The organism is Microbulbifer sp. ARAS458-1 (genome assembly GCF_045348205.1).
GTDB lineage: Bacteria > Pseudomonadota > Gammaproteobacteria > Pseudomonadales > Cellvibrionaceae > Microbulbifer.
Genome location: NZ_CP155838.1, coordinates 3,062,175 through 3,074,505, shown reverse-complemented (window position 1 = coordinate 3,074,505; position 12,331 = coordinate 3,062,175). Strand labels below are relative to the sequence as shown.

Sequence of the window (12,331 nt, the reverse complement as noted above, 5' to 3'; positions counted from 1 at the left end):
TTTGTACCGGTACGGAAGGGCCGCAGTCGCCGCTCAGGGCTGCTCTTCCTGCTCGAAGTCCTCGATGGCATCACCGTCGGAATCCGGTATTTCAATCTCGTCTCCTTCGATAATCTGGTTTTCCATCCCGGGGTCGGTAACCTCTGGTTCAATGTTCCCTCCGTCGGAGGGGACCGCCTCATCAGCAGAAACTGGTGGGGCACCGGCGCTGGCTTCCGATTCCACCAGGTTTTTCAGCTTCTGCAGGCCGTCCTCAAAGGACTTACCCACCATTCGCGAAACCATCAGTCCCATCCAGCGGGCGATGGGACTTCCTCCCATCTCCGACTCAAAGGACCAGGTTACGTTGGTGCCGCTGCCCTGCGGCTGCAGGGTGAATTCCGCTTTGGCCTGCCCCTGAGACCCAAAATCCAGATCTGTGGCCACGCGCGAGTAGGGTTCACTTGCGGTAATGGTCTGGGAGCCGTTACCGACGCTTGGGTTATCACTCTTCCAGTTCATGATCGCACCATTACCCTCGGGGAAGCCCTCGTAGGTGTATTCGGTGTTCGGATCAATCTGGTACCACGGCGACCACTTGTTGAAGTTGCGGAAGTTGTTCAGATAGGGAAAGACGACTTCCGGTGGCTCGGCAATGTAGACGCTGCGCTCGGTAGTGGCGACCCGCGGGAAGAGAAAACCGGCCAGTACCAGCAGGGCGAGAAAGAGCAGGATGTACAGTATCCAGCGCATGGCGGACCCCCGTTTGAGGTTAAAGACGGTGCTTTAGCGGCGCTGGGGAACTGCGGAATCACCGGCCAGCGAAGCCTGCAGGAAAGTGTACTGGGAGAATTTCAGCTTCGCCAGCGGGCGGACACGAGAATCTGATTCCCCATCCGCCCGCGTGAAATCAAAACTGGGTGTCCAGTATCGGCAGTGTAATGCGCACCGCGAGACCGGCTGAGGGTGCGTTGAACGCTTCAATCTGCCCGCGATGCTGGGCCACAGTACGCTGAGCGATGGCCAGACCCAAGCCGAAGCCGCCACTCTCGCGGCTACGGGCCTCGTCGGTGCGGTAGAACGGGCGGAAGATCGCTTCCAATTCAGATTCGGGTACGCCGCGGCCGGAGTCGGTGACCAGGATCTGGCAATGTCCGGCATCGGTGGACCCGGCCGGGTCGACCGCGGTGGAGGCCACCGTATCCACCGTGATCGTCACGCGCCCGCCCTCGGGACTGTACTTGATTGCGTTGCGCAGAATGTTTTCCAGCGCCGCGGTAAGGGAGCTGCCGCGCGTGGCGACCAGCAGCTCGCTGCCCTCACCACGGAGGGATACGGCTACTTGTTTGCGGTCTGCCTCATCTGTCAATTCATCACTCAGAGCCTGCAGCAGGCTGTTGATTTCCACCACATCGTCCAACGGGCGCTCTTCGTCGCCACTCACCGGCAGGGACAATATGTCGGCAATGATGTCTTCGAGATAGTCCGCCGCCTTTCCGATCTTATCGAGTTCGGGGTCCAGCTCCTGCACCTGTTTCTGGCGCGCGATCCCCAATGCAACCTGCAGACGGGCGAGGGGAGATCGCAACTCGTGTGAGACGTCCTTGATCAGGCGCCGCTGCTCCGCCATGGATTCCTGAAGTTGCGCCGTCATGGAGTCAAAGTCCGCCGCTAGCTCGCCCAGTTCACGGCCGTGACCGCGCAGGGTCGGCGTCACCCGATAACTGAGATCCCCCGCAGCCACGCGCCGGGTGGCGACGCGCAGGTTGTCCAGGGGCTTGCTCAGGTAGCGTGCCAGCAGATAGCAGGCCAGGCCGGAAGCGAGGGTGGTGAGCACCAGGATTGGCCAGAAGCTGCGCAGAATAAATCGCAGCAACAACTCTTCTTTGCTTTTACCGGCAATAAACACTACGCGCAGGGACTCTCCGCCGCGCTGATGGACAAAAAACCCCACACTGGGCTTCCTGTCTACCAACCCGCGTGCCTCGCGGTTGCGGAAATTCAGACCGGCGAACAGGGGGGCCATATCTTTGGGGATAGGGCGCTGCAGAATTTCCTGGCCGGCTCCGTCGATGGCGTACACGCGTTTTTGCACATCTTTTGGCTGCTGTTCGAGCCAGTGCTGGAAGTGCTCGACGCCGTGGCGGCGGGCCATGCGCAGGTTATGAGTGATCTCACGGAACAGTTCCGGCCCTTCCCAGCGATCCCTTTGGGCTGGATCGCCGAATTCGCGTATGTGCGTGATATACACCGCGGCCAAAACCATGATGATGGCGGTAAGCCATGCGCCGAAGAAAACGCGTCCAAACAGGCTGCTCATGGCGTCAGCCTTGTGTGCGGGTCAGCATATAGCCGGCGCCGCGGATATTGATGATCAGTTCCCGGCTTGCGCCCTGTTCCGTGAGCTTCTTGCGGATATTACTGACATGCACATCGATAGAGCGATCGTAGGGCATCAGTTTGCGCCCGAGCGCCTGCTGGGTGAGTACTTCTTTGCTCACTACCTGCCCGGCCCCTTCGGTCAGAACTTTGAGCACGGAAAATTCTGCGCCGGTAAGGGTGACCGCCTGACCGTTCCATTGGCACAGGTGTTCGCGGGGGAGCAGGCGCAGGGGGCCATTTACCAGCTCGTCACTGCCGGTTTCTGTCTCATTGCGCCCGCGGCGCAAAATGGCGCGCAGGCGCGCCGCCAGCTCCCGCGGATTACAGGGTTTGGGGAGGTAGTCGTCGGCACCCATTTCCAGGCCGACGATGCGGTCAACGGTGTCACCCTTGGCGGTGAGCATCACGACTGGTAGAGAATGGCCGGGGTTGGCCGCGTCTTCACGTAACTTGCGCAGTACATCAAAGCCGTTGTGTACCGGCAGCATGACGTCCAGCACCAGGGCGTCGAAGGGCACGCTGCGCGCCAGTTCCAGTCCGCGGCCGCCGTCGTTGGCCACGGTTACGTCAAAACCTTCCCCTACCAGGAACTCTTCCAGTAATTCAGTCAGCTCAGTGTCGTCGTCGACCAGCAGGATATGACTCATGAAATAGCACTCTCATTTCCGGGTGGTGCAGGGTTACTGCTCAGTGGTTGGAAGAATTATATGCGCAGTGGCCCGGGGAATCGGGAATAGGATTTGCGGGTTTTACCGTTCTTAACAAATGTTTACCGCCATTAGCCCCTATTTACAGTGCGCGAGCCTAGTATGCACATACCGACTCGGGAAACACGCAAACCCTCGGTACGGCACACAAGATACACAGTGTGGCCAGGAGGTTTGCCTTACAGCACAGCGTCAATTGAGGATTACAACATGAAACATCTGACTATGAACAAATGGAAAGCACTCGCTGGCACCCTGATCCTGGGCAGCGCACTGACCACCTCAGGAATGGTGATGGCCTTTCCCGACGGCGACCACGGTCCGCGGCACCATAAAGGCGAACACCATCGCGGTAATCACAAGGGGCGTATGTTCGAGCGTCTGGCGGAAGAACTCGACCTTACGGAAGGTCAGAAAGCGCAGCTGAAAGCCAATCGCGAAGCGGATAAAGAGGCGCACAAGGCGGACCGTAAGGCGATGCGTGATCTGCACAAGCAGCTGCGCGAAGCGATTGAGTCCGGTGCCGATCAGGCAACACTGGATAGTCTGGGTGCGCAACTGGGCAAGCTGGAAGTCGCAAAAATGCAGCGTATGCATGAGAAACGCCAGCAGTTCGAATCCATCCTGACCGATGAGCAGAAGGCCAAGCTGCAGGAGCTGAAGGCAGAACGCAAGGCGCGCTTTGAAGAGCGCAAAGCCCGTCGGGCCGAAAAACAGGCAGACTAAGCGCTACTGATACCTCGCTACCTGCAAACCCATGTGATATCAGTCAGTCACACCATCCTGCTGCAACTGCGGCAGCGGACTCGCCGGCAACCACCCCAACCGCCGGTGGGTCCACCCCCTTACGCCCCTGCTCCGCAGGGGCTTTTTTGTTATGCACACTGGCTACCATGCGCCTTGCTGAAGCCGCCCATTGTTGGGAAAATGCCCGCCCCATGAGCGTCGACCGGCTTCTGTCAGCAGTATCGTGTCGCTCAGGGCAGTTATTGGCAGTTGAGGATATACAGTGAGCAAGATCGGCCTGTTTTACGGTAGCGACGAAGGTAACACCGAAGGTGTGGCCCAGCGCATCGCCGCGCGCCTGGGAGAGCACCGGGTTGAGGTCCACGATATTGCGGACGTTACCCAGTTGGAAATTGCCGATTACGAACAGCTGATCTTCGGCATTCCCACCTGGGATTTCGGCCAGATCCAGTCGGACTGGGAAGACTTCTGGGAAGACGTGCAGGAAATCGATTTCACCGGCAAGACGGTGGCGTTATTCGGTCTTGGTGACCAGTTTGGCTATGGAGACTATTTCCTCGATGCGATGGGGATGCTGCACGATGTGATCGTCGCCAATGGCGCCACCATCGTCGGCCACTGGTCGACTGCGGGATATGAGTTCGAAGCGTCAAAAGCGGAAATTACCGGGCAGAACCTGTTTGTGGGGCTGGCAATTGATGAGGATCAGCAGGAGGAAATGACCTGTGCACGCCTGAATGAGTGGTGTCAGCAGATTGCTGAGGAACTGGGCCTGGAAGGCGGTGCGGCTAGCGTCGCGGTACTCGAGGACTGAACCGGCCATGACGCAAACGGAAATGCATACTGCCTCCATGGGATTACAGGACTTCTGGCCCTGGCTCGCCGATCACTGTAACTGTATTCTCCGCGCCGGTACTCCGGATTCCATTCTGTACGATGACGATGATTTCCACTGGCGTTTTACCCAGGAAAATCCACGCACACTGCTGGTCCAGTTGGTGCGCGGTAAACGCCTGATTGGTGAGGTGTTCCTGGAGCCTGATCTGGTCAGCTCCGTGCGCATGACACCCGGTGAAAAGGACGAAGTGATTTTCGATCTGGTGGCCGAAGCCGATGGGGAAGAGCAGGTACTCTACTACTTTGTCATGGCCCACGGTTATGACGGACACACCTCCTCAGAACCTTTGGTGCGGCACGGTCGGCTGCATTAAACGGCCGTAAACCCACCCCTGGTGCTCGCCATCCCTGGCGGTGAAGGTCCACAAGACCGCACCCGGTATCGTCACCTTCGCCCTCAGCAACGTTAATTGAACAGTATAAAGAGCTTACCGGGCTTTTCTTGCCGATATTACCGCTCAGCAGATCCGATTCCGATATGGGCATCCAGGAAACTGAGTAACTGGGTGTACATCAGACGCCGATTGTCTTCGTTGTAAAATCCGTGCCCTTCGTGTTTGACGATAAGGGACTGGGCCGGCTTGCCATTTTTCTCCAGCTCTTCGAGCATCGCTTCTGCGTGGGCCACTGGCGCCCGCTCATCTTCTTCTCCGTGAATGATAAACAGCGGCAAGTCCAGCTTGTCCGTGTGATACAGCGGGGAATTCGCGCGCATGACTTCTGGGTCCTGGCCAATGGTTTCACCGAGGTAGGCGACACCCCGGTCTCGCCGGCGAATATCGCCCTTTTTGTACAATAGCTCCAGATCGTAAACACCCACGTAGCCCGCTGCACACTGGTACAGTTCCGGGTAGCGGATAGGGTTCATTAAAGCGGAGTAGCCACCGAAGCTGGCCCCGTAAATACACACCCGATCGGCATCCGCGTAGCCTTGGTCCACAGCCCAGTGCACGGCTTCAGCGATGTCCCGCTGAATGGCACCGCCCCATTCATTTTTACCGGCATCAAGGAAGTGGTTGCCGAAGCCGGTAGATCCGCGGAAGTTTACCTGTAGTACCAGATAGCCATTCTGGGAAAGAATCTGAGCGTCCCGGGTGAACCCCCAGAAGTCGCGGGCGTGGGGACCACCGTGGGGTACCACCACCATGGGCAGTTTGCCGGATGCTTCGCCACCGGCGGGGAAGGTGAGATAAGTACTGATTCGCAGCCCATCGGATGCTTCGAAGGACTCTGCGCGCATCGGATTCAGGGTTTGCGGGTCCAGCCAGTCGGCGGATGAAAGCAGGAAGTCGACCTTTTTTGACTCCAGATCGACGAGAAAATAATCGCTGGGCAAACGGTCACCCGATACCTGCAGCACGCCCTTTTTACCGTCTCGGGTAAAACTGGTGAAGTCGATGTGGTAACCCTCAAACGCCTTTTTTAAGCCCCGGTAGAAGGGCGCAAAGCCTTCGCCCTCATCGAAAAACTGCGCCGTGGGATAGTCGGGGTTGAGGTAAGCGCCCAGGGGTTTTCGGGTACGTGGGTGGTGGATGACATTGCTGATATCGGCAATATCATGTTGCAGTACCTTTTCGAGGGTTTTGTTTTCGGCGTCCCAGGTCACCAGAGTTTCTGTGGTATTGGGGGTGTCCACCACCAGATAGCTCAAGCTGCGTGCGTGATCGTAGCCGACCGGGTAGGCGTGGCGCAGAAGTGGGTGGGTAATCCGCGTCCAGCCATTGTCGGCTTTTGCGTACAGCTCGTATTCGTTGTCGCGATTTGTTCCGTTGGCAAATAGCAGGTTACCCTTACCATCAGTAAACGCCCGCCCGCCCACTTGCGGTAGGCCCACGACTTCTTTTCGTACCCCGGTGTAAATATTCAGCCGGTACACATCGCCATGACTTTCAAAATCTCGCGCCCAGGGAGAGGTGGAGATAAGAATTTCATTTTTATCATCCACCAGCGGGTCAATAATAGTTGCGTGGGCGTAAGTGGCCTCCGCTTTTTTAATCCGACTCCCCAATTGCTGCTCACCGGCAGCGTAGCCAAAAATGTTTTTGCCGCGGCTACCGTCCGCGTTGATCGCAAACAGCGATCCATAGTTGACCGGGGATTCCAGCGCGGCGCGCCGGCTCATCACTTCGGCAACAACCCGCTCGTTATTCGCCCAGTAAAATTCACCGACTTCTTCCTTACCGCGAAACCGCAGGGAACCGGTAATTTTCAGCGGGGATAAACTCATTATCACCAGAACCCGCTCACCCTCGTAACTACGGGCAACAGCCATATGAGACCCAGTGGGAGATATTTTAACCTGGTGCACTTCCGGGTGGCGGATCAGGTCTTCGAGGGGAACGGTGGCGGCTGAGGCGAAAAGAGGGCTGACCATTGTCAACAGGGCTATGCTCAACGCGGAAATAAAACGCATGGTGACTCCGTGTACTTCTTAGATTCTTCCGGGGGGGCGGAGTACCGGTCAGTTCATCACCTGGGGCACAAGGCCGCCCGTATCCATTATTTGACGACCGAACAGCGTCGACCCTCAAAACACCAGTCTAATGGAAAACAGATCGGGCGGCATCTGAGTGATGCACGTCTCGCTTTTAGTGTGGCGAGTGGCTACGCCAATAAGCCTTTCAGTATCTCCCGGTACATATCCTTTACCAGGTCGAGATCTTCGGCTTTTACGCATTCATCCACTTTATGGATAGTGGCATTTACGGGGCCGAGCTCTACCACCTGCGCGCCTGTCGGTGCGATAAAGCGGCCATCAGAGGTGCCGCCGGCGGTGGAGAGTTCGGTTTCCCGCCCGGTGACTTTGCGAATGGCGGCCTGGGCAGACTCTACCAGCGGGCCTTCGGCGGTCAGGAAGGGTTGGCCGCTGAGGTTAAAGTTGGCTTCGTATTTGAGGCCGTGTTTGTCGAAAATGGCACGGGCGCGGCTTTCCAGTGCTTCCGCGGTAGTTTCCGTGGAGAAGCGCCAGTTGCACACCACTTTCACGTCTCCAGGAATCACGTTGGTGGCACCGGTGCCGCCGTTGATATTGGAGACCTGGAAGCTGGTAGCCGGGAAGAAATCATTACCCTGATCCCATTCTTCTGCAGCCAGTTCGGCGAGGGCCGGTGCCAGTTTGTGCACGGGGTTTTCAGCCAGGTGCGGGTAGGCGACGTGGCCCTGGATGCCGAATACGGTGAGCTCCAGTCCGAGAGAGCCACGACGGCCATTCTTTATCACATCGCCGGCGAGGCTAGTACTGGACGGCTCGCCCACCAGACACCAGTCGATTTTTTCATTGCGCTCTTCCAGCCACTCGACGACTTTCACGGTACCGTGTTTGGCCGGACCTTCTTCGTCGCTGGTGATCAGAAAAGCGATGCGGCCTTTGTGGTCTGGGTGTGCCGCGACAAATTCTTCACAGGCGACCACCATGGCAGCTAGCGAGCCTTTCATATCGGCTGCACCGCGGCCATACAGCATGCCGTCGACCACTTGAGGTTCGAACGGTGGGTATTTCCAGTTTGCTTCCGGGCCGGTTGGCACTACGTCGGTGTGGCCGGCGAAGGCAAACAGGGGGCCTTCTTCGCCGCGCACGGACCAGAAGTTATCGGTATCGCCAAAACGCAGGTGCTCGGTTTTAAAACCGATCTTTTCCAGGCGTTCGAGCATTAATTCCATACAGCCTGCGTCTTCAGGAGTTACGGATCTTTTACTAATCAGGTCGCAGGTAAGTTGTACTGTCGGGGTCATTGTCTTTTGGCTCCGTGGTTTTGGGAGCACTGTTCCTGTTTGGTGGCGGCCCGGCTGGCGGTGACTCCTTGCGAGACACGCCGTGAACCCATCCATGGGGGCTCTTCCGCGAGGTCCCTCTCGCGGAAGGTCTCGCAAGGAGTCACCGCCAGCCGGGCCTGCGCATTGAAGTATCCAGTTCTTAACGTATTTAGCTGGTTGCCCGGTTATTCACTACGAAGTACTGAACTTCGATTGAAGGCGAAGTGCCTGGTGGAAGGTTTCGGAACCGTCGGTGCCATGGATGGCACCGCCGGAGCGTACAGGGGTTAGGCAAACGTATGCGAAGCAACGCTTCGCGAGCAGCCTAACGACGCCAATCTATGATTGGCGGCCGGCCCCGCTTGCGGGTATTCACAGCGATTCCGAAACCTTCCACCAGGTGCTTTGCCGCCACCGGGCGAGGTTGAAGTGGGCCCGGTAGCAGCGCAGCAAGCGAAAGCTACAAATTAATTGCTATGCAGCTCCGCGTTCAGTTCTACGGCACTTTTGTTGGTCAAACACTCAACCGCACCAGTGGCAGAGTTGCGACGGAACAACAGGTCGGACTTGCCAGCGAGGTCGCGCGCTTTTACGGATTCGGCGACTTCTCCCTTGTCATCCAGGAGGGCTACTTTGGTACCGGAAGTAATGTACAGGCCGGATTCAACGGTACAGCGGTCACCCAGCGGAATACCGGTGCCAGAGTTGGCGCCCAGCAGGCAGCCTTCGCCCAGGGAAATTACAATATTGCCACCGCCGGACAGGGTGCCCATGGTGGAACTGCCGCCGCCCAGATCGGAACCGGCGCCAACGAATACACCGGCAGAAATACGACCTTCGATCATGCCCGGGCCTTCGGTGCCCGCATTAAAGTTTACGAAACCTTCGTGCATGATGGTGGTGCCTTCACCCAGGTAAGCACCCAGACGAACGCGGGCAGTGTGTGCAATACGCACGCCAGTCGGCACAACGTAGTTGGTCATTTTCGGGAACTTGTCCACGCAGGAAACTTCCAGCAGTTCGCCCTTGAGGCGCGCTTCCAACTGACGCTGGGGCAGTTCTGCCAGGTCGATCGCGCCTTGGTTGGTCCAGGCTACATTGGCCAACTGGCCGAAGATACCGTCCAACTTGGTGCCGTGAGGTTTTACCAGGCGGTGGGACAGCAGGTGCAGCTTCAGGTAAGCCTCCGGGACAGACTGCGGCGCGTCATCACTGTGCAGTACTACCGCCACCAGTGGGCGCTGACTGCTGGCGAACTGACGCAGGATGGCTGCCTGCTCTTCGGCACCAGCGCTGGCCAGTTGGTCTGCCAGCGGCTGCAATTGTGCTTCTTCCAGAGCAACGGCTACGTTGCCGCCATTGATATCGAGAGTGCCGGTCACGGCCTTGGCGACTTCTTCGCTCGGGTTCAGCAGCGGTTGCGGGAAGTAAACCTCCAGCCACTCGCCCTTGCTGTTGCAGGTGCCGACGCCGAAGCCAATGCTGTACAGGTTGCTCATGATGGTTTCCTTTTCCTGAGTCTGAATTTTTTAACGTGTTGTTGTCGGGGTTAGTTGCCGGTCTTTATTTGACGAAGCTGGCGTAGCTATCGGCCTTGAACCCGAACAGGGTGTCGTTGCCTTTGGTCATCACCGGGCGCTTGATTAGGGTTGGGGTCTCGAGGGCCAGCGCCTTTGCACTGCCGTTGTCCATCCCGTCTTTTTGCGCTTCATCCAGGGCGCGCCAACTGGTGGAACGGCGGTTCAATACCTGCTCCCAGCCAAACTCTTGCAGCCACTGGGTCAGCGGTACACTGTCCATGCCGTCATCGCGGAAGTCGTGGAAGGTGTATTCCACATCGTTTTGTTCCAGCCACTTGCGGGCCTTTTTTACGGTGTCGCAGTTTTTGATGCCGTAGAGGGTAATCATCGATCTTCCAGTTGTTTCGGGCCTGAATCTGTGGGCTCAGGCTTTTTTGGTTTTCTTCGGATTTTTGCGCGCGGGGTAGCAGGTGGTGCAAATCTCGCACACGGTGCCATCGCAGCCGCGGGCGGAGCAGTATTCACGACCGTAGAAGATAATCTGCAAGTGCAGTTTGTTCCATTTCTCCCGCGGGAAAACCCGCTTTAAGTCCTTCTCCGTCTGCGCCACATTTTTGCCGGAGGTGAGCCCCCAGCGTTGGGCCAGACGGTGGATGTGGGTGTCCACCGGAAACGCTGGGTGACCGAAGGCCTGTGCCATGACCACGCTTGCGGTCTTGTGGCCGACACCCGGCAGGGTCTCCAGGGCAGCCATGTTTTCCGGTACCTGGCCGTGGTATTCATTGACCAGAATCTCGGACAGCTTCTGGATCGCTTTGGATTTTTGTGGCGAAAGGCCGCAGGGGCGGATCACTTCGCGGATTTTCTCTACCGGCACCTTGGCCATGTCGTAGGGATTGTCCGCGAGTGCCCACAGTGCAGGTGTAATCTGGTTTACCCGTTCGTCGGTGCATTGGGCAGACAGTAGCACTGCCACCAGCAGGGAGTAGGCATCAAAGTGATCCAGAGGCACGGGTGTTTCCGGGTACAGCTCTTCCAGTCGATGGAGGATGTAATCTACCCGTTCCTGCTTGAGCAGGTTTCTCTTCACTGTAATTTCTTCGGTCATTCTGCTCGCCTGCAAGCAGGCTCCTACGACAGACTCTTTCCGTAGAAGCTGCGAATGCGCTTCGCTGCTTCGATACATTCTTCCAGGGTGGCGACCAGGGCCATGCGTACATACGCTGCGCCCGGGTTTACGCCATTGGCCTCGCGGGCCAGGTAGGCGCCGGGCAGCACAGTAATGTGTTGCTGACGGAACAGTTCGCGAGCAAAGGTCTCGCCATCGCCCACTCGCGGCCACAGGTAAAAACTTGCTTCGGGCTTTTGCACCTCGAGGCACCCGTCGAGGATTTCCAGTACGGCATCAAATTTCTGACGGTACAGGTCTCGGTTAGCTTTCACGTGCTGCTCATCCTGCCAAGCGGCAATGGACGCGTACTGGGTAGGTACCGGCATGGCGCAGCCGTGATAGGTGCGGTACAGCAGAAATTTTTCCAGAATTTCACCATCGCCGGCGACAAAGCCGGAGCGCAGACCGGGCAGATTGGAGCGCTTGGAGAGGCTATGAAATACCACGCAGCGGCGATAGTCATCACGCCCCAGCTCCGCGCAGGCCTGTAGCAGACCCGTCGGTGGATTGGCTTCATCGAAGTAGAGTTCCGAGTAACACTCGTCGGAGGCGATGATGAAATCGTATTGGTCGGCCAGCGCGATCAGTTGCGTCAGGTCGTCTGTATCCAGCAGAGCGCCGGTAGGGTTTCCCGGGGTGCAGAGATACAGGAGGCTGCACTCTTGCCAGACGCTTTCCGGCACTGAGGCAAAATCGGGCTTGAAGCCGTTTTCCGCCCTGCAATTGACAAAAAATGGTGTGGCGCCGGCAAGAAACGCGGCGCCTTCGTAGATCTGGTAGAAGGGGTTTGGCATCACCACCTTCGACCCTGGCGTCACTACGGTCTGTGCGAAGGCAAACAGCGCTTCGCGAGTGCCATTGACCGGAATCACTTCCGATTCCGGACTCAGCGACGAGAGCTTGAACCGACTACACAGCCAATTGGCGATGGTGTCACGTAGCGCGTCCAGCCCTTTGGTGAGCGGGTAGGCGGCGAGCTTTTCCAGGTTGTCGATCAACTCGTCGCGCACAAACGCTGGCGGGGTGTGTTTGGGTTCACCGATGGACAGGGCGATCGGTGCGAGCGCTTCCGGCGCGTCGATGCCTTCTTTCAGTTTTGCCAGTTTGGCAAAGGGGTAGGGCTGCAGCTGTTGCAAATTTGGGTTCATATTGTTGTCTGCTTTAGCGCATTTTTT

General features: G+C 57.7%; 12 protein-coding genes. 3 read left to right on the top strand and 9 right to left on the bottom strand.

Annotated elements, in window-relative coordinates; all coding sequences use genetic code 11:
• Window positions 1-33 precede the first annotated feature (33 nt).
• From AAFH99_RS12815 to AAFH99_RS12805, 3 genes are all read right to left on the bottom strand, one after another.
• Window positions 34-732, bottom strand: a complete 699-nt coding sequence (locus AAFH99_RS12815; RefSeq protein WP_051686826.1) for an SRPBCC family protein — start codon at window positions 730-732, stop codon at window positions 34-36.
• Window positions 733-889: 157 nt separating this feature from the next.
• The gene (locus AAFH99_RS12810) at window positions 890-2,299 is read right to left on the bottom strand and encodes an ATP-binding protein (RefSeq protein WP_406827916.1); all 1,410 of its coding nucleotides are present in this window, start codon (window positions 2,297-2,299) and stop codon (window positions 890-892) included.
• Between the two features lie 4 nt (window positions 2,300-2,303).
• Window positions 2,304-3,008, bottom strand: coding sequence for a response regulator transcription factor (locus AAFH99_RS12805; protein WP_043315656.1), 705 nt, complete (start codon window positions 3,006-3,008; stop codon window positions 2,304-2,306).
• Between the two features lie 270 nt (window positions 3,009-3,278).
• Between AAFH99_RS12805 and AAFH99_RS12800 the strand changes: the two genes are divergently transcribed.
• The 3 genes from AAFH99_RS12800 (at window position 3,279) to AAFH99_RS12790 (ending at window position 5,026) form a co-directional block, all read left to right on the top strand.
• Window positions 3,279-3,794, top strand: coding sequence for a Spy/CpxP family protein refolding chaperone (locus AAFH99_RS12800; protein WP_406827915.1), 516 nt, complete (start codon window positions 3,279-3,281; stop codon window positions 3,792-3,794).
• A 283-nt stretch (window positions 3,795-4,077) separates the two neighbouring features.
• Entirely contained in the window at window positions 4,078-4,629 is a 552-nt protein-coding gene (locus AAFH99_RS12795) for a flavodoxin (protein ID WP_043315659.1), read from the top strand.
• Window positions 4,630-4,636: 7 nt separating this feature from the next.
• Window positions 4,637-5,026 carry a hypothetical protein gene (locus AAFH99_RS12790; RefSeq protein WP_406827914.1) on the top strand — a complete coding sequence of 130 codons (390 nt, stop codon included), beginning with the start codon at window positions 4,637-4,639 and terminating at the stop codon, window positions 5,024-5,026.
• A gap of 137 nt (window positions 5,027-5,163) precedes the next feature.
• Here the strand turns inward: AAFH99_RS12790 and AAFH99_RS12785 are convergent, their stop codons facing one another.
• From AAFH99_RS12785 to dapC, 6 genes are all read right to left on the bottom strand, one after another.
• Entirely contained in the window at window positions 5,164-7,125 is a 1,962-nt protein-coding gene (locus AAFH99_RS12785; protein ID WP_043315665.1) for a S9 family peptidase, read from the bottom strand.
• A 191-nt stretch (window positions 7,126-7,316) separates the two neighbouring features.
• The gene (gene dapE, locus AAFH99_RS12780; protein ID WP_043315667.1) at window positions 7,317-8,444 is read right to left on the bottom strand and encodes a succinyl-diaminopimelate desuccinylase; all 1,128 of its coding nucleotides are present in this window, start codon (window positions 8,442-8,444) and stop codon (window positions 7,317-7,319) included.
• Window positions 8,445-8,932: 488 nt separating this feature from the next.
• Entirely contained in the window at window positions 8,933-9,964 is a 1,032-nt protein-coding gene (gene dapD, locus AAFH99_RS12775) for a 2,3,4,5-tetrahydropyridine-2,6-dicarboxylate N-succinyltransferase (protein WP_043315669.1), read from the bottom strand.
• Window positions 9,965-10,028: 64 nt separating this feature from the next.
• Window positions 10,029-10,373: an ArsC family reductase gene (locus AAFH99_RS12770; protein ID WP_043315671.1), complete on the bottom strand. Its 345-nt coding sequence runs from the start codon at window positions 10,371-10,373 to the stop codon at window positions 10,029-10,031.
• Window positions 10,374-10,409: 36 nt separating this feature from the next.
• Window positions 10,410-11,063 (bottom strand): endonuclease III, encoded by a 654-nt coding sequence (gene nth / locus AAFH99_RS12765; protein ID WP_043317799.1) that lies wholly within the window; start codon window positions 11,061-11,063, stop codon window positions 10,410-10,412.
• Between the two features lie 53 nt (window positions 11,064-11,116).
• Complete coding sequence (gene dapC, locus AAFH99_RS12760; protein ID WP_043317800.1) at window positions 11,117-12,304, bottom strand: succinyldiaminopimelate transaminase; 1,188 nt, start codon at window positions 12,302-12,304, stop codon at window positions 11,117-11,119.
• Between the last annotated feature and the right edge of the window lie 27 nt (window positions 12,305-12,331).